This is a genomic window from Pantoea sp. ME81 (genome assembly GCF_903970985.1).
Lineage (GTDB): Bacteria > Pseudomonadota > Gammaproteobacteria > Enterobacterales > Enterobacteriaceae > Pantoea > Pantoea communis.
On sequence record NZ_CAJCKS010000002.1, the window covers coordinates 20,175 to 42,645 of the forward strand.

19 protein-coding genes are annotated in these 22,471 nt (G+C 53.2%); 8 read left to right on the forward strand and 11 right to left on the reverse strand.

Annotated elements, in window-relative coordinates; translation table 11 throughout:
• Positions 1 to 344: 344 nt before the first annotated feature.
• Complete coding sequence (locus tag H7A81_RS00550; protein WP_034820918.1) at positions 345 to 974, reverse strand: flavin reductase family protein; 630 nt, start codon at positions 972 to 974, stop codon at positions 345 to 347.
• Between the two features lie 234 nt (positions 975 to 1,208).
• Between H7A81_RS00550 and rlmF the strand changes: the two genes are divergently transcribed.
• Positions 1,209 to 2,135, forward strand: coding sequence for a 23S rRNA (adenine(1618)-N(6))-methyltransferase RlmF (gene rlmF, locus H7A81_RS00555; RefSeq protein WP_182056388.1), 927 nt, complete (start codon positions 1,209 to 1,211; stop codon positions 2,133 to 2,135).
• Between the two features lie 277 nt (positions 2,136 to 2,412).
• Here the strand turns inward: rlmF and ybiO are convergent, their stop codons facing one another.
• The 6 genes from ybiO to rhtA all read right to left on the reverse strand — a co-directional run bounded on the left by ybiO (position 2,413) and on the right by rhtA (position 9,047).
• On the reverse strand, positions 2,413 to 4,647 hold the full coding sequence (ybiO, locus tag H7A81_RS00560) for a mechanosensitive channel protein (protein WP_255478856.1): 2,235 nt from the start codon (positions 4,645 to 4,647) through the stop codon (positions 2,413 to 2,415).
• A 162-nt stretch (positions 4,648 to 4,809) separates the two neighbouring features.
• Entirely contained in the window at positions 4,810 to 5,532 is a 723-nt protein-coding gene (glnQ, locus tag H7A81_RS00565; RefSeq protein ID WP_182056392.1) for a glutamine ABC transporter ATP-binding protein GlnQ, read from the reverse strand.
• A complete protein-coding gene (gene glnP / locus H7A81_RS00570) occupies positions 5,529 to 6,188 on the reverse strand; it encodes a glutamine ABC transporter permease GlnP (RefSeq protein WP_038647949.1) in 660 nt (219 codons plus the stop codon). The genes glnQ and glnP overlap by 4 nt, the downstream gene beginning before the upstream one ends.
• An 85-nt stretch (positions 6,189 to 6,273) precedes the next feature.
• Complete coding sequence (glnH, locus tag H7A81_RS00575) at positions 6,274 to 7,020, reverse strand: glutamine ABC transporter substrate-binding protein GlnH (RefSeq protein ID WP_058961948.1); 747 nt, start codon at positions 7,018 to 7,020, stop codon at positions 6,274 to 6,276.
• Between the two features lie 320 nt (positions 7,021 to 7,340).
• Entirely contained in the window at positions 7,341 to 7,844 is a 504-nt protein-coding gene (gene dps, locus H7A81_RS00580; protein ID WP_034820903.1) for a DNA starvation/stationary phase protection protein Dps, read from the reverse strand.
• A 294-nt stretch (positions 7,845 to 8,138) separates the two neighbouring features.
• A complete protein-coding gene (gene rhtA, locus H7A81_RS00585) occupies positions 8,139 to 9,047 on the reverse strand; it encodes a threonine/homoserine exporter RhtA (RefSeq protein ID WP_182056394.1) in 909 nt (302 codons plus the stop codon).
• A gap of 379 nt (positions 9,048 to 9,426) precedes the next feature.
• Between rhtA and ompX the strand changes: the two genes are divergently transcribed.
• Complete coding sequence (gene ompX / locus H7A81_RS00590) at positions 9,427 to 9,939, forward strand: outer membrane protein OmpX (protein ID WP_045834179.1); 513 nt, start codon at positions 9,427 to 9,429, stop codon at positions 9,937 to 9,939.
• Positions 9,940 to 9,999: 60 nt separating this feature from the next.
• Here ompX and H7A81_RS00595 read toward each other — a convergent pair whose 3' ends face one another.
• From H7A81_RS00595 to H7A81_RS00610, 4 genes are all read right to left on the reverse strand, one after another.
• Positions 10,000 to 11,268, reverse strand: a complete 1,269-nt coding sequence (locus H7A81_RS00595; RefSeq protein WP_370529930.1) for a cytochrome c — start codon at positions 11,266 to 11,268, stop codon at positions 10,000 to 10,002.
• A gap of 11 nt (positions 11,269 to 11,279) precedes the next feature.
• A complete protein-coding gene (locus H7A81_RS00600; RefSeq protein ID WP_097119369.1) occupies positions 11,280 to 13,058 on the reverse strand; it encodes a GMC family oxidoreductase in 1,779 nt (592 codons plus the stop codon).
• On the reverse strand, positions 13,058 to 13,786 hold the full coding sequence (locus H7A81_RS00605) for a gluconate 2-dehydrogenase subunit 3 family protein (protein ID WP_182056398.1): 729 nt from the start codon (positions 13,784 to 13,786) through the stop codon (positions 13,058 to 13,060). Before H7A81_RS00605 ends, H7A81_RS00600 begins: the two co-directional genes overlap by 1 nt.
• A gap of 305 nt (positions 13,787 to 14,091) precedes the next feature.
• Positions 14,092 to 14,286 (reverse strand): hypothetical protein, encoded by a 195-nt coding sequence (locus H7A81_RS00610; RefSeq protein ID WP_045814029.1) that lies wholly within the window; start codon positions 14,284 to 14,286, stop codon positions 14,092 to 14,094.
• A 265-nt stretch (positions 14,287 to 14,551) separates the two neighbouring features.
• Here H7A81_RS00610 and mntR point away from each other — a divergent pair, with 265 nt between their 5' ends.
• The 6 genes from mntR (at position 14,552) to H7A81_RS00640 (ending at position 22,293) form a co-directional block, all read left to right on the forward strand.
• On the forward strand, positions 14,552 to 15,010 hold the full coding sequence (gene mntR, locus H7A81_RS00615) for a manganese-binding transcriptional regulator MntR (RefSeq protein ID WP_034820884.1): 459 nt from the start codon (positions 14,552 to 14,554) through the stop codon (positions 15,008 to 15,010).
• A gap of 21 nt (positions 15,011 to 15,031) precedes the next feature.
• Positions 15,032 to 16,141 (forward strand): SLC13 family permease, encoded by a 1,110-nt coding sequence (locus tag H7A81_RS00620; protein ID WP_182056400.1) that lies wholly within the window; start codon positions 15,032 to 15,034, stop codon positions 16,139 to 16,141.
• Positions 16,142 to 16,328: 187 nt separating this feature from the next.
• Positions 16,329 to 17,459, forward strand: coding sequence for an HlyD family secretion protein (locus tag H7A81_RS00625; RefSeq protein WP_058961954.1), 1,131 nt, complete (start codon positions 16,329 to 16,331; stop codon positions 17,457 to 17,459).
• Positions 17,456 to 19,024 (forward strand): DHA2 family efflux MFS transporter permease subunit, encoded by a 1,569-nt coding sequence (locus H7A81_RS00630; protein WP_182056402.1) that lies wholly within the window; start codon positions 17,456 to 17,458, stop codon positions 19,022 to 19,024. Before H7A81_RS00625 ends, H7A81_RS00630 begins: the two co-directional genes overlap by 4 nt.
• A 1-nt stretch (position 19,025) precedes the next feature.
• Positions 19,026 to 20,543 (forward strand): efflux transporter outer membrane subunit, encoded by a 1,518-nt coding sequence (locus H7A81_RS00635; RefSeq protein WP_182056404.1) that lies wholly within the window; start codon positions 19,026 to 19,028, stop codon positions 20,541 to 20,543.
• Positions 20,544 to 20,811: 268 nt separating this feature from the next.
• Positions 20,812 to 22,293: a sugar porter family MFS transporter gene (locus tag H7A81_RS00640; protein ID WP_166933176.1), complete on the forward strand. Its 1,482-nt coding sequence runs from the start codon at positions 20,812 to 20,814 to the stop codon at positions 22,291 to 22,293.
• Positions 22,294 to 22,471: the final 178 nt, after the last annotated feature.

Consider the following 22,471-nt stretch of genomic DNA (forward strand, 5'->3'; position numbering starts at 1 on the left):
TGCCTTTAACAAAACGCACGAAAGTTTATGAGCAGGCTGGGGGCGCAGGGGGGCAGGCAATCCGCAGCGCCGAGCAGAGTGAGTCTGCCAGGATAGCCCGCAGGACGCGGGCGAAAGGCGGGGCGGCACAGGGATGTGCCATCCCCGCCGTTCCGTGAGGCAGAAGAACGAAGTGAGGGTACCGCGTCAGCGGCGCGAGGACGCCAGCCCGCTGCGCCCCCAGCCAGCGTTAACTCGATTTTAAGCCAACCCGTATTTCAGTCAGCAATCCAAACTCGTGTTTCAAACTGCATTCAAACTGCATTCAAACCCGCAGTCCAACCGCAACCGCCAACCCTCACAATTTAACCGCGCCGCGCATCCGGGCGTACCAAATCAAACCGCAAATCCTCACTGATGCCGTAATACGCCGATGGGCCGCCGGCTCGCAGAATAGGCTGTGCCTTGGCGGTCTGATAAATGCCATCTTCCAGCAGCGCTTCATCAATATGTATTGCCACCACTTCACCCAACACCAGCCAGCTCTCCAGTTCAGTGCCTTGCACATCCTGCAGGCGAATTAGCTGGGTCAGGCGGCACTCAAAGTTCACCGGGCTCTCTGCCACCATACTGACGTTTACGTGCGAGGCAGCGATGGGTGTCAATCCCGCGAGTGCGAACTCATCTTGTTCAGGCGGCACAGAAGCCGAGCTTTCATTCATCGCTTCGGCGAGCGGGCGAGTAGCCAGATTCCAGACGAATTCTTTGCTTTCACTGATATTGCGTACACTGTCTTTCCAGCCGCTACTGGCAAACCCAATAATCGGCGGATGATAGTTAAAGCAGTTAAAGAAACTGTACGGAGCCAGGTTGCGCTGGCCACTGGCGCTCAGCGAACTTACCCAGCCGATCGGGCGAGGACCAACAATGGCGTTCAGCGGATCGTGTGGCAAACCATGCCCGCTCCTTGGCTGATAAGTATAACGTTGTCGCATTAGCGCTCCTGGCTCGTCTGTTAAACTTCGCACCGCAACGGTGTCATGGCATTCCTGTCGCTATCATCAGGAAACGCTAGCGGATGACCATAACGACAGCTTGCTGCAGCACGAATTATTTTGGACTCAATTTTGGGATATCAGGTTTAAATGCAATACAGATAATCGTGTAAGCGGATTGTGCGATGCCGCCATCCAGCGTATCTTACGCCCGCGCTACTATCCGGAGAATCTATGAACAAGCCAACCGCCACCTCGCCATTCCATCCCCGTAATCGCCATCAGGGCCGTTATGATTTTGCTGCTCTGACCGCGGCTCATCCGCCGCTGGCGGTGAAAGTCCGTCCTAATGGCTACGGCGAGTTGTCGGTGGATTTTGCCGATCCTGAAGCGGTAATGCTACTCAATCAGGCGCTGATTAAGCTGTTTTATAACCTGAACTGGCAGCTACCGGAAGGCTACCTGACGCCACCCGTACCAGGCCGTGCTGACTATGTGCATGCGCTCGCAGATTTGCTGGCCAGTGACAACGGCGGCAAAGTGCCACGCGATGTCGATGTGATGGATATCGGTTGCGGGGCCAACCTCATTTATCCATTGATCGGGCATGCGGAGTACGGCTGGCGCTTTACCGGTACCGATATCACGGCGGAAGCCATCACGGCGGCAAACCAGATTGTCGCGAGCAATCCCGGCTTGCAGCGCGGCGTGCGTCTGCGTCGTCAGAAAGACGAGTCCGCCATTTTCGCCGGTGTGGTGCACAAAAATGAACGCTATCATGCGGTGCTCTGCAATCCGCCATTCCATGGTTCGGCGCAGGAAGCAGCGATGGTCGGTCAGCGTAAAACACGCAATCTGGGCTTAGGTAGAAATGCACCGCTCAACTTTGGCGGTCAACACAAGGAACTGTGGTGCGAGGGCGGCGAGCGTCAGTTCGTGGGTAAGATGATCGATGAAAGCGTGGCCTATGCCGATCGTATTGTCTGGTTTACCTCACTGGTTTCGCGCAAAGAGAACCTGCCTGCGTTGCGCGATCAGTTGCGCGATCTCGAGGTTGAGGAAGTGCGCATCATCGAGATGGCACAGGGGCAGAAACAGAGCCGCTTTATCGCCTGGACATTCCTGCCGCCAGCCGCGCGCACTAAACGCTTCGCGCGCTGAACCAGCGAATCCTGAGGCCACATTCCACATTGTGTCGTTAGTGGGTGCGAACTCGGGATCCGCTCATTTAAATATTTGTGCTGAATCGTACGGACTCAAGACCGTAGTCCACATCGGTTGAACATTGAGGCGAGCACTGGAAATATCCCACTTGAGTTCTCGCGTTGAGACTGACGGTTAAAGGCTGCAGCCTGCATGTGTTCGGATGCAGGGGCGAGTCTTAGCCCGCGAATGTAAGCGTTTAATCCGGTGTCCTAAGGTTTCAACCAACGTGTTTTTATGATGGATTGGGCGGCGGCAGCGCTGCCAGCGTGGCCGCGGAACCCACATCGTTGCCGGTCTGCATCACTTCCACCGTCTGATGCGGCGCTTTAATCCCTGCGGCATCAAAATGCTTCTTCACCTTGTCATCCAGCGCAAAACGCACTGTCCACTGCTTCAGCGGTTGGGTGGTGAACGACACACGCACGGTAAAGGACTGGTTGGTCAGGCCCACCAGTCCGGAAAAACTCGGTTCGCCAATCACCATGCCGCGAATATCCGGATTCTCCAGCAACTCCTTCACCGCTGCCTGCAAGGTCGCATTCACACGCTCGGTGTCTTCACTGCGGTCTACATCATAGTTGGCGACAAACGAGCCAATACCGCGCACAAAGTTGGCGAAAGTGGTGATCGAAGACCACGGAATGATGTGATATGCGCCGGTATCCTGACGCACGCCGACGGAGCGAATTGACATGCGCTCCACCGTGCCAGTGATCGGGCCAATGGTCACCAAATCGCCGGTGTTCATGCCGTTCTCAAACTGAATAAAGATACCGGTGATAATATCCTTCACCAGTGTTTGCGAACCGAAAGACACCGCCAGACCGAGCGCCCCGGCACCCGCCAGCAGCGGCGCGATGTTAACACCCACTTCTGACAGCAGAATCATAATGGTGATGGTGCTGATCACCACCGCCAGCGCATTACGGAATAGCGTCAGTAAGGTGCGCGTACGTGCGCTGGGCATCGGCCTTCCGTGTGAATCCGAAGCCAGACGGCTTTCGATCAGGCTGGCCAGCAGCGTCCAGCCGATGGCGGAGAGCAGCAAAATCATCACGATACGAATCAGCACATCCACCATTTTCTGCCCGGCTCCCAGCGTGAGCCAGTGCCAGAGATCAAACAGATTCCAGGCGTTGAGCAGCAGCAATAGCGTGGCGAACACGGTGATCACACGCGCCAGTTTTAGCAGCGCTTTGACCCAATCATTGACGCGTTTTTGCAGTTCCGGATAGTTACGGCGCAGATCCGGCGACAGCGTCAGCGTTTTGCCAATCCAGCGCGTTAGCATGCCGGAAATCAGCGCAGCGATAACAATAATCGCCATGCTGCGCACCGTGGCCGACATCATAAACTTCAGACTGTCACCCGGATTGAAGATCGAGAACAGGAATAGCGCGATAAAGTAGGCACTCGCCAGCCAATGCCACACCATACCGAAGGCGCGGATAAACAAGGCAAAGAAGCTCATACTGCGATCGGCCAAACGCGATAACTCGTCGTGGATATTGCGTCGGTTGCGGAAAATCAGCCACAGCGCCCAGCCAGTCATGATGCACATGATCAACACATTCACCAACGCAGCGATTTGCAAATTGACCTGATTGCCGACAATCGGCACCACCACCAGCAAACCATAACCGATGATGCCGCTGAGCCAGCTAAGACGCGTATTCCAGTAAGCGGCACGCACATCGGAAAGATGAAAGAAGCGCAGGGTGGGGAAGCGTGGGCAGAATATCAATCGCAACACCGCTTTGAAAAACTCAATCAACGCGAAGGCATTGAGGAATAGCCCCTGCTGATAGGCAATGGTGCGGTTGTTGTTGTGGTAGTTGTCACTGATAATCTGACCAACAAACAGCGTCAGCGCCAGAAGCACTAAGTCGAGAAGAAAGGCGACGATAATGGTGGCAGGAAGATGCAGCCACTTGGTGCGATCCAGATTATGATTGCGCCCCCAGCGGCCCATGCGCTGCCACACGGGATACATCAACAGCCGCGTGAACCAGTAGAAAGCAAAAACGGCAGCGGCGAGCCCGGCGAAATACTTCAGTGCATTGAAGAAGGTTTGCTGATTAAAGGATTTGTGCGGCGCGTTAACGATGTTGTCGTGCAAACGGACAAACTGCGAGGCAACGGCGCCTCCGTATTCGCGTGTAACGTTGGTGACGCTCTCCAGTACCGTGGGATCTTCCTGATCGGCCTGCGGTGGAGCCAATACCGGCTGTTCATTATTGGCTTTGCTGGTGGCGGCCTGACGCAACTGATCGATCAATTCCTGACGCGAGTCGTTATTCTCCAGAATATTGGCCAGCGCGGCATAAGCGGCTTTTTTATCTTCCAGCGTCGGCTCACCCTCAGTGGTGGTGCTGGCAGCAGGCGTTGATGTTTGTTGAGCGGCGACGGCGGCCTGCGGTAGATTGACCGCGTTTGCGGTGGGAACGAGGAACAGACAGATCAGCATCCATATGGTAAGGCACCATGATGGGCGGGCAAACGACATGACCTTCTCCTTGAGCAACGCACAACGGCACAAGAGAAAAAGTATAGTCAGTGATGGAAGGTGAAGATTCTGAAAGGAAATTTCTTTACGGAAGAAGAGGCGGCTTTACAGCCGCCTCGTCATTTATGACACGTGCTGCAGGAACTCGCGCAGACGATCGCTCGGTGGGTTGGTGATCAACTCATCCGGGTTGCCATCTTCCGCGATGGTGCCTTTATCAATGAAGATCAGGCGCGAAGCCACTTTCTGAGCAAAGCCCACTTCGTGCGTTACGATGACCATCGTCATGCCTTCTTCGGCCAGATCCTGCATCACCTTGAGCACTTCATGGCGCAGTTCTGGATCGAGTGCAGAGGTTGGCTCATCAAACAACATCATCTTCGGTTTCACCGCCAGCGCACGGGCGATGGCAACACGCTGCTGCTGACCACCGGACAGTTCGGCAGGGAAGTGGTGCGCACGCTCGGCGAGGCCGACTTTACCCAACAGTTCACGTGCCAGTTTCTGTGCGTCGTCCTTCTTCGCACCGCGCACGCGAATCGGGCCGAAAGCCACGTTATCCAGCGCACTCATCTGCGGGAACAGATGGAACTGCTGGAACACCATGCCCGCTTCCTGACGAATCTGGCGTTCGTCGACTTTAGGATCGTTAACTTTCATGCCATCAACGATCAGGTCACCGGTAGTGATCTCTTCCAGCTTGTTGATGCAGCGCAGCAGGGTCGATTTACCTGAGCCAGATGGCCCAATAATCACCACCACTTCGCCCTGATTGATCTTCAGGTTGATGTCATGCAGGACTTTGGTCTGGCCGAAGTTTTTAGAGACGTTTTTAAATTCAATCACAGGATTTTCACCTTCTTCTCAATACGGCGCAGTACAAAGCTCAACACCAACGTAATAACCAAATAGATAATGGCAACGGCACTCCAGATCTCCAGCGCGCGGAAGTTTCCGGCGATGATTTCCTGGCCCTGACGGGTCAGTTCCGCCACGCCAATCACGATAAACAGCGAGGTATCTTTGATACTCACGATCCACTGGTTACCGAGCGGTGGCAGCATACGACGCAGTGCCAACGGCATGATGACGTAACGCAGGGTTTCACGGCGGGAAAGACCCAGCGCCAGGCCTGCTTCACGGAAGCCTTTGTTGATCGACAGCACGGCACCACGCGTGATTTCCGCGATATAGGCACCGGAGTTAATCATGATGGTGACCACGGCGGCGGTAAACGGATCGATACGCAGGTCCGGGAAGGCCATCGGCAAGGCGAAGTAAATAAACATCACCTGCACCACGATTGGCGTACCGCGGATCAGCTCGATAAACACCAGCGCGATATTATTGGCGATCCATCCGCCGTACGCGCGCGCGAAACCGGCGACTAAACCAATGATTAACCCGCCAATTAAGCCGAGTACGGAAATTATCAGGGTCATTTTGGCGCCTTCGATCAAAATCGGCAGGGCTGGCCAAATGACGCTCCAGTCAAACTCCATGGTGTAACTCCAAAATCTGTTGCAATGGAAATGTAAAAAGCAGGGAGACTAAGCTCCCTGCTGGAAAAATCGGCTTAGGCCGGAATTATTTTGGCTCGCTGCCGAACCATTTTTTATAAATTGTGTTGTACGTGCCGTTGTCGCGCAGGGTTTTCAGCGCGCCATTAATCTGGTTACGCAGGTCATCGCTGCCTTTTGGCAGGGCGATACCATACTGCTGAGCTTCGATAGACTCGCCAACCGCTTTGAAGCGACCTTTACCGGCGGTGTGGATGAAGTACAGGATGTTTGGCGTGTCGTGCAGCACGGCGTCAGCACGATTGGTGCCCAACTCCATGTATGCGTTGTCGATGTTCGGGAACTGGCGCAGATCCTTAGACTTGATGTGCGCTTTTGCGTAATCAACAGAACCGGTACCGCTCTTCACCGCAACCACTTTGCCGTTCAGATCGTCGATGCCTTTGATGTTGTTTTCGTTTTCACGCACCATCACCAACAGACCACTTTTGTAATAGCCGTCAGAGAAGTCGATGGCTTTTTTGCGCTCGTCGGTAATGGTGATGCCGGCCAGAGCCACGTCAACGTTTTTGGTTTGCAGTGCTGGGATGATGCCGCTGAAATCCATTGGCTTCAGGGTGTAATCCAGCTTCAGTTCTTTGGCGATAGCGGCCCACAGGTCGATATCGAAACCAACGTAATCGTTACCCTGTTTGAATTCAAAAGGAACGAATGCGGTGTCGGTCGCAACGACCAGTTTCTTATCTGCTGCAGTGGAAGAAAGCGAGAAGGCCAGCGCCAGCGCGGCCACGGAGACTTTAATCAAAGACTTCATCATTATTTTCCTTATTACCCTTCAGACCTGATGGCCTGATGTACGGCTATTCATATGAAAAAATTATGCCAACTTTTCATTTTGGTCGAAATCAGCAGGATGCAGGGCCTGGCTGAAGCGATTTTGCTGTAGTCGAAAGGTCTGCACTAATATGGATCACCAAAATAGTGCATCGTGCTGTTGTGGTGCAGGCACAGTGTGCACCAAGGGCTGAGCAAGGGAAAGGCAGGATTAAGATTTTGTTAACGACGTCAAAAAAAGCACCAAAATGTTACAGATATAAAAAAAGGCGGGATAACCCGCCTTCGCTGTAACGTGCATTATTCAATGTTGGATTCGATAAACCACAGGAATTTATCCAAATCACGCGATGCCGCCGTGAAAATATCAGCGGTATCTTCATCACTGACTTCACTGATGGCCTTACGCGTGTCGTTCGCGACAATCGCGTAACGATCGGCCAGCGCCTTCAGGTGATCCTGAACGGTATGAATGTTGAGCGGATAGCTCTTCAAAGGCGTTTTATCGTTAACGATTTGGGTGGTACCCAGCGCCACGCCGCCGAGCTGTACAACACGCTCTGCAATAGTGTCCTGATGATCGGTAATGGCAGTACGGAAGCCATCCAGCATTTCGTGTACTGCAATAAAGTTGGCGCCACGCATGTTCCAGTGCGCCTGTTTGGTGATCAGTGACAGGTCAATGTATTCCACTACCAGACGGTTGAGCACCTCGATGGTCGCTTTCTTATCGCTATCAGCAACATCATTACGGGTGTAAATGAGATCAGACGATTTAGTTTTAACCAGTTTTGCGGTACTCATCATTAATGTCCTCTAATTGATGGTTGTCCTAATCAAGCACGGAAATAAGTATAGCAGCAGTTTTCTGCTGTGCCGGATTGTTTAAACCGATGACAGGAATAGATAAACCTTAATGTTGTTTGGGATTTGAGCGTTTAATTTATTTGTCTTTTATAACAAGTGGTTATGCTGTGTGTTAATTATTCTTCAATGATGTTGCAAAATAATAACAAAGAGGGAGTCTGCGATGAAAAAAAGGGAATGAGAATGCTTATATATTCAGCCTGCAGCTTAACAGGCTGAATTTGGCATTATTTATTGCGGATTATTAATATCCACTTCGCTTATTTTGGCACTCTTCTGTTTCATGGTGAGGGTCGAACCCGCCGAAGCGGCAATAATGGCCAGCAGCGCAACCCACTGCTTCAGCGTCAGTAATTCCCCGAGGAACAACATCCCAGAAAGCGCTGCCATCGCGGGTTCCAGGCTCATCAGCGTGCCAAAAATGCGAGCGGGCAGACGGGTCAGGGCCATCATCTCCAGTGAATAAGGAATCGCACTGGAGAGCAGGGCGATAATCAGCGCCAGGGGCAGAATTTCCCAGTGCCAGATGCCGGGTGCCGCAAAGGTTAATCCAAGCGGAACAAAGATCACCGAAGCAATCAACGATCCCATGGCAACGGTTGCTGGACCATGCTCCGCACCGGCACGTTGCCCCGCCAGGATATAGACCGCCCAACAGGCACCGGCTCCCACCGCTAGCAGCGCACCCAGTGGATCAATATGGCTGATGCCATCACCAATCGGCAGCAGAAACCACAAACCGGTGACCGCCAGAAGCACCCAGAGGAAATCGAGCGGACGTCGCGCACCGGCCAATGCCAGGGCTAAGGGGCCAAGAAACTCCAGGCCAACGGCAACGCCCAGCGGCACGGTGCGAATGGATAAATAGAAGAGATAGTTCATACAACCGAGCGCCAGACCGTACATCAAGAGCGGTTTGCGCTGTGCAGGAGTGAAACGAAGGCGCCACGGCTTAAAGATGATGCACAGAATCAGGGTGCCCAGTCCGAGACGCAATGCGGTGATGCCAGGAGCCCCTACGGTAGGAAACAGTGATTTTGCCAGGGAAGCACCGCCCTGAAGCGAGAGCATGGCAATCAGTAGCACGGCAATCGGGAACAAAACCGGGGCCATTTTGGTGTTCGTCTGAGGCGTAGACATCCTGTAATTCAATCCTGTAGTGATTAACAACACAGCAACAAAACGCCAGTGTAAAGGAATCTTCAGGAAATAAGGAGGAGTGTAAGAGGGAAAATAAATGCGGTGACCGCCTGGGAAATAACCGTTTTTCGGGCCATTTAAGTAAAGAAATGTCAGGTTAGTTTAGGAATATCCTTAAAGGCATTATTTGCAGCCCGAAATATTATTGCAGGAAGATGACGCTTTTTATAAGTAAAATGAATGACATAGGAAACTTCATTAACTTTCTGTTACACCAAACAATCTGTTAGACAACAAATAGCGGGCAGAGTTTCTTGCTAATTTTTGTTATATTTTCAGCGTTGTCAGGAGAGAAGTATATTCACATTTGAGGTGGTTTATGAAAAAAATTGCATGTCTTTCAGCACTGGCTTGTGTACTGGCAGTTTCAGCAGGTTCAGCCATGGCGCAGAGCACCGTTTCTGCTGGTTACGCGCAGAGCGATTATCAGGGCGTTGCTAACAAAGCAAACGGCTTCAACCTGAAATACCGTTACGAAGATGGTACTAACCCACTGGGTTGGATCGGTTCTTTCACCTACACCGAGAAAGACCGTACTGACGCTGGCGTTTATAACAAAGGCCAGTACTACGGCATCACCGGTGGTCCTGCTTACCGTCTGAACGACTGGGCAAGCATCTACGGCGTGGTCGGTATCGGTTACGGTAAATACCAGGCAACTGACGCTGCTGCACAGTACAAAACTGATTCAAGCGACGTTGGCTTCTCTTACGGCGCAGGCATGCAGTTCAACCCAATCCAGAACGTTGCTGTTGACGTGGGTTACGAGCAGAGCCGTATCCGTAGCGTAGACGTAGGCACCTGGATTGCTGGCGTAGGCTACAGCTTCTAAGTTTTTTGCTTAGACCAGAGTTGCACAAGAAACGGCCCTTTACGGGCCGTTTTTTTATGCTTACTTTTGCGGGGCGGGAGGAAGCGTGGCGCGGATCTTCTTCACCTGATCGGCCGTTACCGGTGCCGCTTTGTTACCCCATCCATTGCGAATAAAGTTAGCGACATCAGCGACCTGCTGATCATCCAGGCGCCAGGCGAAATCTGGCATGGTGAAACCGGTCGGCGCCTGTTGCGTAATCGCACGCTGGCCGCCTTTCAGAATCACACTGATCACTGATGACGGGTCTTCACTCAACAAGGCCGGATTGTGTGCCAGCGCCGGGAAGGTACTGGCATAGCCTTTACCGTCCGTACGATGGCAGGCAGCGCAGTTATCCACGTACACCTGCGCGCCTGACTGGCTGACATCCCCTTTGAACAGCGCTTGCGACGTCGCATCGCTGGCCTGTGGTGCAGCGGTGTTATCCGCAGCCGGTAAAGACTTCAGATAAACGGCAATCGCATTCAGATCTTCATCACTGAGATACTGGGTACTGTGCGCGATCACATCCGTCATCGAACCAAAGGCAGCGCCTTGCTTATTCGCGCCGGTTTTCAGGAAGGTGGCGATATCTTGCTCAGACCAACTGCCCAAACCCGCTGCCGGGCTGGCGGTCAGATCTGGCGCATGCCAGCCTTCCAGCGTGCCGCCGGTCAGATAGCCTTTGCTGTTCTGATCCATGGCTTTCTCCTGGAAGCCGATGCCACGAGGCGTATGGCATGAGCCACAGTGGCCAAGCCCCTGCACCAGATAAGCACCGCGTTGCCACTGTGCCGATTGACCGGCTACAGGAGCGTAAGTGCTGTCATCGGCAAAGGTCCAGCGCCAAAACGCCAGCGGCCAACGCATGCTGAGCGGCCAGGGGATATCACTTTTGCGATTCTCCTGACTCACCGGTTTCACACCCTGCATAAAGTAGTCATACAACGCGTGCATATCGCTGTCGCTGATTTTGGCATACGACGGGAACGGCATGGCGGGGTAGAGCGAGCTGCCATCTTTCGCCACACCGCCACGTACCGCTTTGACGAAGTCGTCGTAGCTGTAGTCGCCAATGCCGTGCGTTTTATCTGGCGTGATGTTGGTGGAGTATATGGCACCAATCGGCGTGCTCATTTTGAGCCCACCGGCGAAAGGTTGCCCGCCTGCTGCGGTATGGCATGCGGCACAATCGCCCGCTTTGGCCAGATACTCGCCTTGCTTAACCGAGGCATCGGTCGCGGCCGATGCGGCGTGGCTGATCAGTGCGCCGCCGAGAGCGAAAAAGAGTGCGGAAAATTTCACTATAACGCTCCTTATCAGGCCTGAACCAGCGGACCAGGGTTAGCCAGATAGCGGTTGCGAATCGCATCCGCCGCGAATAATGCGGTGGCACAGACAATCCCGGTTGGGTTGTATGCCAGGTTTTGCGGGAAGCAGCATGCGCCCGTAACGAATACGTTCGGTACATCCCAGCTTTGCAGGAACTTGTTCACCACGCTGGTACGCGGATCGTCGCCCATCACTGCACCACCGGTGGTGTGCGTTGATTGGTAAGGGCGGACATCGTAATGGCTGTTGAGGGTTTTGAAGCCTACTTCATAGTGCTTAGGATTCATCACCTTGACGATCTCCTCGGCCTTATCTTTGATGAAGTTGGTCATCTTCAGTTCATTCTGCTGCCAGTCAAAGGTCATACGCAGCAACGGTTGGCCGTAGATATCACGGTACGTAGGATCAAGGTCGAGATAGCACTGCTTATACGGCATCACTGAACCTGACGAGCCGACGTTCATGTTGTGCAGATAATTATCTTTGATGGCCTGTTTCCAGCCGGAACCCCAACGCGGCGCATCTTTAGGGATGCCCATCTGCTGGATAGGACGTCCACCGGAGAAGGCCGCAGAAATGGTGGCACCGCCAACAAAGCCGACTTTGCTGTGATCGAAGTTTTCCGCATTGAAATCATCGATAACGGTGGAGGTGGCACCCGTGGCGGCAAATGGATTGAACCAATTGTCGTTGTCATAGAACAGCTTGATACCGCCGGTCATCTGGTAGGCATAGTTTCTGCCCACCACGCCGTCACCGGTTTGTGGATCGTATGGCTTACCGATTTTTGACAACAGCAGTAAGCGCACATTGTGCAACTGGAAGGCACTAAGGATCACCAGGTCAGCCGGTTGCTCGACTTCGTTACCTTGCGCATCGATATAGGTCACGCCAGTGGCTTTTTTACCGCTGCTGTCGGTATTGACACGAATCACGTGCGCCTGCGTGCGCAACTCAAAGTTACTAAACGGCTTCAGAGCAGGGATAACACAGCTTTGCGGTGAACCTTTGGAGTAGTTGAAACAGCCGAAGCGTTCGCAATAACCGCAGTAGTTACACACGCCAAGTTGCACGTTGTAAGGGTTGGTCCAGGGTTCGGTGGTGTTGGCTGCAGGGCACTCAAAGGGGTGATAGCCCAGTTGCTTTGCGGCTTTAGAGAATAATTCGCCGGCATACAGCGTTTTTAACGGTTTGGTGGGATAGCCATTTTTACGCGGAGATTCGAACGGGTTACCGCCTTCGACGGTTTCACCGTTGAGGTTACCGACCTGACCGGCCGCGCCGCAAATTTTCTCAAACTTATCGAAATAGGGCTCCATCTCGGCATAAGAGAAGGGGTAGTCCTGCACCGTCATGTCTTTAGGGATGAAGTCAGCACCGTATTTTTCGATGACTGTGCTGCGCATTTTTAAGTCCGCTTCCAGCGGACGCCACAGCTGACCGTTCCAGTGGGTACCGGCGCCGCCCACACCATCACCGGGCAGGAAGGAACCGAAGCGGCGATAAGGCAGCGCGGTTTCCTGCGTAGTGTGACGAACCGTCACGGTCTCTTTCGAGGCGTTCTGGAACAGTTTTAAACGAATGCCGTAAGTCAGTTCATCGGCAATACGCGGATAGGAGAAGTCGGGGTAGGTATCGCGATTTTCGCCGCGCTCCAGTGCCACAATATTCAAACCAGAACTGGCCAGTTCCATCGCCATGAGCGAACCGGTCCAGCCGAACCCGACGATGACCACATCGACGGGCGCTTTTTTTACTGCCGCCATTACACGCTCCTTTTACTGGAAATGCTGACTGGGCCAAGAGGGTAGGGTTTATTAGGCTGCTTTACGGTATCGACGAAATCCGCACGTGCACCGGGGAAACCGATCATTTTCCACGAGGCCAGCGTTTGGTTGCCGCCGTGAATCGGATCGGCGAGATAACCCTCTTTGGTGTTCTCCAGCAGTTGCTCGAAAAACTGCTTGCCGTGAATGGCATCGTTACGCAGTTTGTCGGCTTCCAGCGCACGCAAAACCTCTTCCTGTTGCGCCGTCTCCAGTTGGTAAAAATCTTTTTGGTACTGCTGCTGACAATGCTGGTCAGCTAAGGCGATGCCTAACCGATAGGTATCGCGTGGCACCAGATGGGATTGGTAACCCATTTCCGGAATCGAATCGGCGAACGGGCCTTGCATGTACCACAAGCGACCATAGCCGTAGGGCAATTCCATCTGCTTATCGATAAACACCTGTACACCTTCATTGACGGCGCCAGGACCGTTGGCATCGGCAGGGATCAGGCGATCCAGCGCGGCGAGCAGAAATTTCCACTCTTTATCGTTGAAGTAAGCGGGAACATAGTCGGATAACACGCCTTGCGGCTTGTCGGCAGCGGGGGAGGAGAGTGACACCACACCGGTACTGGCTGCGGCGGCGAGGGGAATGAGCGAGAGCGATTTTTGTAAAAATCGTCTCCTGCCCGATGGTTGCTCTTCAGGCTTTTTAAGTGACATTGCTAATCTTCCTTACGAAAAACCCACCCTGGGTTGATTTTGTTATAAGTATGTAATTTTTTGTTATGAGGAGATTAATCAGACGTCACAATAGGTTGCAAGCTAAAAGTTAGCAGCCTAATCGTTTAAGCGTTGTTGAAGGTAAAGTTATGTCAGCGCCTGAAGCGATTCAGCCACAGAGAACGCAAGGGTTTAGAATTTGTTCAATAACAATAGGAAGAGTGGGACTAAAAAGGTAACAAAATGTGAGATCGTGCAAAGGATCCGTTGAGAAAACGGATCCTGAGAAGGAATTTATGGATGAATCAGCCGCGCCAGATCAGATTTGGGCAAGGGCGCTCGGTCAGCTGTTTGCCGGTCAGCTTTTCAATCAGCATCAGACGCAGGGCAAAAGGCGAGCGTTTAAACAGGCACAGCAGCGATTTCAGCTCAAAAGCCGGTTTGCTTTGCTCAACCTGGAAGCATTTGCCACAGTCGAGGCAGTTTTTCATGGTGGTCATGTTCACCTCCCGAATGAATAACGACGTAACAGTAAGCACAAACCTGCGATAAACAGCAGGAAAAGGAGTAGCAGCAGATAGGGTGCGTTCATCGTTGCCTCCTAAATAAGCTATTCGCTTACATTACGAACAAAGATAGCACTGGCTATACTCTTTAGCCAACACTATTTAGGAAAAATTTGTGCTTATTTGTGCCTGGTTTACAATGAGCGCAGCCAGGCCCGCACCGCAGGTAAAGTGCGGCAGATAATAAAGAGGAAGCTGAATGAGTCGTCGTGCAAAGAGCGCCACCAATACGCCCCAGGGGCCGCTTAAAGATATAGAGGAGCATGTCGAAGGATTTCGCCAGGTGCGCGAAGCGCATCGACGTGAACTTATTGATGACTACGTAGAGTTAATCTCTGATTTGATTCGTGAATTTGGTGAAGCCCGCCAGGTCGATATGGCCGCGCGCCTCGGCGTTTCACAGCCCACCGTGGCAAAAATGTTGAAGCGTTTAGGCACCACCGGTCTGGTGGAACAGGTTCCTTATCGCGGTGTGTTTCTGACGCCTGAAGGTGAAAAGCTGGCTGAAGCGAGCCGCGTACGCCACCATATTGTTGAAACTTTCCTGCTGGCGTTAGGTGTCAGCCCGGAAACTGCCCGCCGGGATTCTGAAGGCCTGGAACATCACGTCAGTGATGAAACCCTCGCCGTCTTCCAGAAGTTTTACGAGAGCCGCTAACCTACAAGGCCTTCCGCCATCATGCCCATCGTGCTGCGTTCCTTAATGCGTGATCGTATTTTGCATTTGCTGTTGCTGTTGGGTGTGATTTTATTGCCGCTGGCGGAGTATCGTTGGTCGCAATTGCCTGCCGCCGTTGACTGGCACACCATCATGACGCTAACGGGTTTATTGATGTTGACCAAAGGGCTGGAAAACAGCGGCTATTTTGATGTGCTCGGCGCACGTCTGGTACAGCGCTTTCAACATGAGCGCACGCTGGCGCTGTTTATGGTCTGTGCTGCGGCGCTGCTTTCCACTTTTCTCACCAACGATGTGGCACTTTTTATTCTGGTGCCGCTGACGCTGACGCTGCGCAAATTTTCACGTCTGCCGATTTCCCGACTGATCATTTTTGAAGCGCTGGCGGTGAATGCCGGATCGCTGTTGACCCCGGTGGGCAATCCGCAAAATATTCTGTTATGGAGCCACGGTACGCTCAGCGTACCGGGATTTATCCTGCAGATGGCGCCGCTGGCTGCAGTATTAATGATCAGCCTGATGGCGCTCACCTGGTGGAGTTTTCCCAAACGAACCATCCAGAAACATGCACAAAGCGAAGCGCATCAATGGAAAAAACCGTTGTTTATCATTAGTGTGCTGCTCTATCTGGTGTTTATTGTGGCTTTAGAACTGAAAATGACCGGATGGGCACTGTTATTGGTGGCAGGCTGCTTCCTGATCATGGCGCGCAGCGTATTGATCAGTATTGACTGGAGCTTGTTGCTGGTATTTGTCGCGATGTTCATCGATGTGTTTTTACTGATGCATCTTCCCCTGCTGCAACCCTATTTCGCCGCGATAGGTCATTTAAGCGAAGGGGGGGTATATTTGCTGGCGATCGGTCTTTCACAGGTCATCAGCAATGTGCCGGCAACCATTCTTTTGCTGCAAAAAGTGCCGCCTACAGAGGCGCTCGCCTGGGCCGTCAACATTGGTGGATTTGGCTTGCTGCCGGGTTCATTGGCTAACCTGATTGCGCTTCGTATGGCGCAAGACAGCAAAGTCTGGTGGCGCTTTCACCTGTTTTCTTTACCCATGCTGGCGTGGTCGATGCTGTGTGGCTGGTTGCTGTTGCGCTGGCTACACTAAGCCTGCCATTTTGTTCTGCCCGATGAGCTGACGCGCTGATTATTCAGCGCGTTATCGCACGCAGTGGCAGAAAATGCGTTGATTGTTGGCTTGTGTAAAGTTGTACTGGCATTTGTCAATTTTCGATCTAAGGTTAAGTTGACCGTTTTTGCCCGTGGATCGGGATCACAGCCAGCGATGATAACCTATGAGTGATAACCACAATCAGCCGCCCGCACGCGAGCAGCAGGATGCGCAGCACGCTTCAGACTCCAGTCAAGACAACAACGAACCACAACGTAAACGCCCCGGCAAAAAGCCACTGGTCATTCTCGCCATCGTGGTCGTGATCATGCTGTTGGTGGGCCTGTGGTTCTGGTTTACCACGCGCAACATTGAATCCACGGATGATGCCTTTACCGAAGGTGATGCCGTGACCATCGCACCGAAAGCGGCCGGTTATGTGGTGAAACTGCTGGTGAAAGATAACCAGCGGGTGAAGCAGGGCGATTTGCTGGTGGAGATCGACCCACGCGATACCAGTGCCCAACGCGATCAGGCTAAAGCCCAGCTTGGCCTGGCTCAGGCGCAACTGCATCAGGCGCAGGCACAGTTAGCGCTGTCACGCGTGCAGTATCCTGCGCAGCGCGATCAGGCGTTAGCCGATCAAGCCAAAGCGCAGGCCAATCTTTTGAATGCGCAGGCGGACTATCGTCGTCAGCGCGGCGTGGATCCGCGCGCGACGTCACAACGCAACATCGATACCGCAGCCGCGCAGCTGCGATCCGCTGAAGCACAACTGCAAAGCGCCAAAGCGCAGGTGGAAGTGGCTTCGCAGGTGCAATTGCAGATTCGCCAGCAGGAAACCAACGTAGAAGCGCGCCAGCAGCAGGTTGAGCAGGCGCAGGCTCAGCTCAATACCGCCGAACTGAATCTCTCTTATACCCAAGTGCGTGCTCCCTACGATGGCTTTGTCACCAAGCGCAACGTGCAGGTCGGCACGCTGGTACAGGCTGGCACGGCACTGTTTTCACTGGTGTCGCCGGATATCTGGATCAATGCCAACTTCAAAGAGTCCCAACTGGCGCGGATGAATCCCGGCGACAAAGTGGATATCAGTATCGACGCCTGGCCAGATATGAAGCTGGAAGGGCACGTTGATAGCGTGCAGATGGGGTCCGGCTCGCGCTTCTCCACCTTCCCGGCTGAAAACGCCACCGGTAACTACGTGAAAATTGTGCAGCGCGTGCCGGTGAAAATCGTCATCGATAAAGGATTGGATCCGAATCATCCATTGCCACTGGGCCTGTCGGTTGAGCCGAAGGTCACCGTCGAATGAGTGCGAGCGAAAGCTGGCGTCCGGCCAGCAATCCCTGGCTGGTCGCCATCACGGTGACGCTGGCGGTGTTTATGGAGATCCTCGACACCACCATCGTTAACGTGGCGCTACCGCACATTGCCGGCTCACTCTCTTCCAGTTACGACGAATCCACCTGGGTGCTGACTTCCTATCTGGTGGCTAACGGCATTGTGTTGCCCATTTCCGCCTTCTTTAGCCGCTTGTTTGGGCGTAAACAGTTCTTCCTGATCTGTATTGTCATGTTCACCATCTGCTCGTTCCTGTGCGGTATCGCCACTGAGCTATGGCAAATCATTCTGTTCCGCGTGTTGCAGGGTTTTTTCGGCGGTGGTTTGCAGCCGGTGCAGCAATCGGTGCTCCTCGATTACTTTAAAGCGGAAGATCGTGGCAAAGCTTTTGGTCTCTCCTCGATTGCGATTATCGTTGCGCCAGTGATCGGCCCAACACTCGGCGGCTGGATCACCGATAACTACAGCTGGCGCTGGGTGTTCTTCATTAACATCCCGGTCGGAATTTTAACGGTGCTGGCGATCTATCAACTGCTGGAAGATCCACCGTGGGAGCGTAAATGGGCGAAGGGCAAGCTGAAGATCGATTACATCGGTATCAGCTTGATCACTCTTGGACTCGGCTGTTTGCAGGTGTTCCTTGACCGTGGTGAAGATGAAGACTGGTTCGCCTCGCACTTTATTCGCCTGTTTTGCATGCTGGCGGTGATCGGCATTGTCGGCGCCGTCTACTGGCTGCTGTATGCGCGTAAACCCGTGGTAGATATCACGGTCATGAAAGATCGTAACTTCTGGGTGTCCGGTTTGCTGATGGCAGGCATGGCGATGATTCTGTACGGCAGTTCGGTGGTACTTCCACAACTGGCGCAGCAGGATATGGGCTATACCGCGACCTGGTCGGGGCTGGTGCTCTCGCCTGGTGCGATATTGATCGTCCTGACCATTCCGCTGGTGCTGAAGCTGATGCCGATTGTGCAAACACGCTACATCATTGCTTTCGGTTTTACCTGTCTCGCCAGCGCCTTCTTCTATTCCACGACCTTGACGCCGAACGTTGATTTTACCACCCTGGTATTGATGCGCAGTGCGCAATCGATAGGGCTGGGTTTCCTGTTTGTGCCTCTGACGACCATTGCTTTTATTACGGTGCCACAACGGCTCAATGCGGATGCATCGGCATTGTTTACCATGTTCCGTAATGTGGCGGGATCGATCGGTATTTCACTGGCAACGGCGGGGATCACTGAGCGTATGCAGGCGCGGTCGGCGAGTATGGTGCATAACATGACGCCGCTCAACGAGCCGTTCAATCTCACTTTGCAGCATTGGGCGCAGTCGATTCGCGACTTTACGTCTGCGGTGGGCGATCCCCTGACGCTGGCGACCGGTCAGCTGTACAAAGAGATGATTGCACAGGCGCGAATCCTGGCGTACATCGACGTATTTATGGGCCTGAGTATTGTGGCCTTGCTGTTGATTCCATTTTGTTGGTTGCTTTCGCCGATCAAGAGCGAAGGCAGTGCAGGAGCACACTAAGATGATCACCTCTCCGCGCTTGAGTTTGCTGGCGCTGTCTCTGCTTCTGGCGGGTTGCGCTGTGGGCCCTGATTATCAGCCACCCCATGCGCAGACGCCGGGCAGCTATCGCGATTTGCCGTCGCAGGAAGCCTCAAAACCGCAATCGGCGGCCACCAACCCGCTGTGGTGGAAAAGCTTTAATGATCCACAACTGGATAGCCTGATTGAACGCGCCATTGCCGGTAACTTATCCCTGCAGCAGTCGGTGTTGCGCATTGCTGGCGCGCGTGAGCAACTGGCGCAGGCGCGCGGCGGGCTTTTTCCGTCACTCAATGGCTCGGCTAAAGTCACACGTCAGCAGTTGGGCCTAAAAGGCATACTGAAATCCAACGGGGTTTACGATCAGGTGGACAGTGACGTCGCCAATCAACTGAACGGCCTCGATCATTCTGTCACCCTTTATCAAGGCAGCTTTGACGCCAGCTGGGAGCTGGATCTGTGGGGCAAAGTGCGCCGTCAGATGGAAGCCGCAGATGCGCAGCAGCAGGCTGCTATCGAACAGCGCAATGATGCACTGGTGTCACTCGAAGCAGAAGTGGCACGTACCTATCTGCAATTGCGCGGCGCGCAAGCGGTACTCAATACGCTGCAGCAGCAAATCGATGTGGCGCAGCAAACCTGGGAACTGACGCAAAGCCAGCAGCGTAACGGCATGGCGCCGCTCACCGATGTGGAAAATGCGCGCGCACAACTTGCCTCGCTGAACGCGCAATTGCCGGGCTATCAGTCGCAGGAACGTCAGGCCATGAATGGTTTAGCGGTATTGCTGGGCAAAACGCCGGGCGCACTGGATAACGAGCTGATGAGCAGTAAAGCGTTACCGGCGTTGCCGAAAATGGTGGCGGTGGGGATTCCATCCACGCTGGCGCGACGACGTCCGGATATTCGACAGGCGGAAGCCAATCTGCATGCGCAGACTGCCAACATTGGCGTCTCGGTGGCGGATCTGTTCCCCAGCCTGTCACTGACGGGTCAACTCGGGGTTCGCAACACCGATGCCAGCTATCTGGATGACTGGAGCAGCCATTTCTACAGTATCGGGCCCTCGCTCTCCATTCCGATTTTTCAGGGCGGGCGTTTGGTCTCCAGCGTGAAACTGGCACGCGCGCAGCAGGCCAATGCGGCGCTGGAATATCGTCAGGCGGTGCTGACTGCCTTGCAGGATGTCGAGAATGCCCTGGTCAGTTATCGCGCCGATCAGCAGCAGGTGACCGCTCTGGATGAAACCACTGGCGCGTTGCAGAGAGCATTTGATCTCGCCAGTGATAGCTACAAGCAGGGGATTTCCAGCTTCCTGGATGTGTTGGACGCACAGCGTCAGTTAGCGCAGGCAGAAGCACAATCGACACAGGCACGAATGCAGAGTGCACTGGATTTAGTCGCGTTGTACAAAGCGCTGGGCGGCGGCTGGGAACCTTATCAGAACGTTAATCTGCCTGAATATGCTGTGTTTGGCCCTGCCACCACGGTGCCTTAGTCGTAAAAGGGGGCAGTCTGCGGGTTGCCCCAGCATCAGGCATCACAATTCGCCCATTTTGAAACGAAAGTTTTCATTTTGGACTAAATGCAAATTCCCCTCTGATCACTCTTCACCGATTTACACGCAGTAAAGCCCCTTTTTGTGATCTGCTCCGCATGTAAATGCGGGGTTTATGATCTGTAGCGCAAAATTTAAATTTCATAATTATTCCTGTTGGTTGAAATAAACTATTTTTAAATCTTCTCTTACTGTTAAGGAGTGGATTATGCCGCGGGAAAACTACCTTACCCCTAACAAAGCATCAGGGCCGAACAGCAGCACGCGCACTGAACCCTTTGTGAAGGTGATAGCAATGATTGCCACCTTAGGGGGGTTGCTGTTCGGCTATGACACCGGTGTGATTTCTGGCGCACTGTTATTTATGGGCAACGATCTCCATCTGACACCCTTTACCACGGGGTTGGTCACCAGCAGCCTGCTGTTTGGCGCGGCTTTTGGTGCCCTGGCATCAGGCCACTTTGCCGCCGCGGCCGGGCGGAGAAAAATCATTCTGGTGCTGGCGGTGATTTTCGCCATTGGCGCAATCGGCACCGCGTTAGCACCTGACGTTGAATGGATGATTTTCTTCCGCCTGGTATTGGGTGTGGCGGTGGGGGGCGCGTCAGCGACGGTTCCGGTGTACATCGCGGAGATGGCGCCCGCCAACAAACGTGGCCAGTTAGTGACCATGCAAGAACTGATGATCGTCTCCGGGCAGATGTTGGCTTACATCTCCAACGCCGGTTTTAACGCGGTATGGGGCGGTGATACCACCTGGCGTTGGATGCTGGCGGTAGCGACGGTGCCTGCCGTGCTGCTGTGGTTTGGCATGCTGTTTATGCCCGACTCACCGCGTTGGTATGCGATGAAAGGGCGGTTAGCAGAAGCGCGTCAGGTGCTGGAACGCACGCGAGCTAAACAAGATGTTGAGTGGGAACTCACGGAAATAGAAGAAACCTTAGCTGAAGAGCAACATGAAACGCGCCCACGCCTGCGTGAACTTCGCCAACCCTGGCTGTTTAAATTATTTTTGATTGGCGTGGGTATTGCGGTCATACAGCAGTTAACCGGGGTGAATACCATCATGTATTACGCTCCGACCATGTTAAAAGCCGTGGGCATGAGCGATAACGCAGCATTAATTGCCACCATCGCCAATGGCGTTATTTCAGTATTAATGACTTTCGTCGGTATCTGGCTGCTGGGGCGCATAGGGCGCCGTACTATGACGATGTTAGGACAGTTTGGCTGTACCGCCTGTCTGGTATTTATTGGTGCCGTCAGTTATTTCATGCCGGAGACGGTAAATGGTCAACCTGATGTTCTGCGCAGTTATATGGTGTTGCTGGGAATGCTGATGTTTTTGAGCTTCCAGCAAGGTGCACTCTCGCCCGTGACCTGGTTGCTATTGTCTGAAATTTTCCCTACACGTCTGCGTGGGATATTTATGGGCGGCGCCGTGTTTGCTATGTGGATCGCTAATTTCCTTATCTCGCTGATGTTCCCAATCCTGTTGGCATCGGTGGGTTTATCGGGAGCGTTCTTTATTTTTGCGCTAATCGGAATAGGGGGAGCCATTTTTGTGGTTCGCTTTGTACCGGAAACACGAAATCGTTCACTGGAACAGATCGAGCATTATTTGCACGACTGGCTGTCAAATGAAGAACCGCAACCGCAGTTGACGCACGCTGTGAAGAAAAGCTCGTAACCTGAGGTGACGTTTTTATGAGGGTAAAAGCCGGTGCATGCACTGGCTTTTTATCGATAAGTGGGGATAAAAATGCGATTGTGGTCTCAACTGTGAAAATAGAATAATCACCTGTGAAAATAGATTTTCGGCCATAACATTAATCTTCATTAATCTGCTAACACACATCAGCCAGGCA

Bases quoted from the DNA above. Each gene is read 5' to 3' on its own strand.
- H7A81_RS00605 (WP_182056398.1), bottom strand. From the start codon at position 13,786: ATGTCACTTAAAAAGCCTGAAGAGCAACCATCGGGCAGGAGACGATTT.
- dps (WP_034820903.1), bottom strand. From the start codon at position 7,844: ATGAGTACCGCAAAACTGGTTAAAACTAAATCGTCTGATCTCATTTAC.
- H7A81_RS00625 (WP_058961954.1), top strand. From the start codon at position 16,329: ATGAGTGATAACCACAATCAGCCGCCCGCACGCGAGCAGCAGGATGCG.
- H7A81_RS00635 (WP_182056404.1), top strand. From the start codon at position 19,026: ATGATCACCTCTCCGCGCTTGAGTTTGCTGGCGCTGTCTCTGCTTCTG.
- H7A81_RS00630 (WP_182056402.1), top strand. From the start codon at position 17,456: ATGAGTGCGAGCGAAAGCTGGCGTCCGGCCAGCAATCCCTGGCTGGTC.
- glnH (WP_058961948.1), bottom strand. From the start codon at position 7,020: ATGAAGTCTTTGATTAAAGTCTCCGTGGCCGCGCTGGCGCTGGCCTTC.
- glnP (WP_038647949.1), bottom strand. From the start codon at position 6,188: ATGGAGTTTGACTGGAGCGTCATTTGGCCAGCCCTGCCGATTTTGATC.
- H7A81_RS00610 (WP_045814029.1), bottom strand. From the start codon at position 14,286: ATGACCACCATGAAAAACTGCCTCGACTGTGGCAAATGCTTCCAGGTT.
- rhtA (WP_182056394.1), bottom strand. From the start codon at position 9,047: ATGTCTACGCCTCAGACGAACACCAAAATGGCCCCGGTTTTGTTCCCG.
- rlmF (WP_182056388.1), top strand. From the start codon at position 1,209: ATGAACAAGCCAACCGCCACCTCGCCATTCCATCCCCGTAATCGCCAT.
- mntR (WP_034820884.1), top strand. From the start codon at position 14,552: ATGAGTCGTCGTGCAAAGAGCGCCACCAATACGCCCCAGGGGCCGCTT.
- H7A81_RS00620 (WP_182056400.1), top strand. From the start codon at position 15,032: ATGCCCATCGTGCTGCGTTCCTTAATGCGTGATCGTATTTTGCATTTG.
- ybiO (WP_255478856.1), bottom strand. From the start codon at position 4,647: ATGCTGATCTGTCTGTTCCTCGTTCCCACCGCAAACGCGGTCAATCTA.
- ompX (WP_045834179.1), top strand. From the start codon at position 9,427: ATGAAAAAAATTGCATGTCTTTCAGCACTGGCTTGTGTACTGGCAGTT.
- H7A81_RS00550 (WP_034820918.1), bottom strand. From the start codon at position 974: ATGCGACAACGTTATACTTATCAGCCAAGGAGCGGGCATGGTTTGCCA.
- H7A81_RS00600 (WP_097119369.1), bottom strand. From the start codon at position 13,058: ATGGCGGCAGTAAAAAAAGCGCCCGTCGATGTGGTCATCGTCGGGTTC.
- H7A81_RS00640 (WP_166933176.1), top strand. From the start codon at position 20,812: ATGCCGCGGGAAAACTACCTTACCCCTAACAAAGCATCAGGGCCGAAC.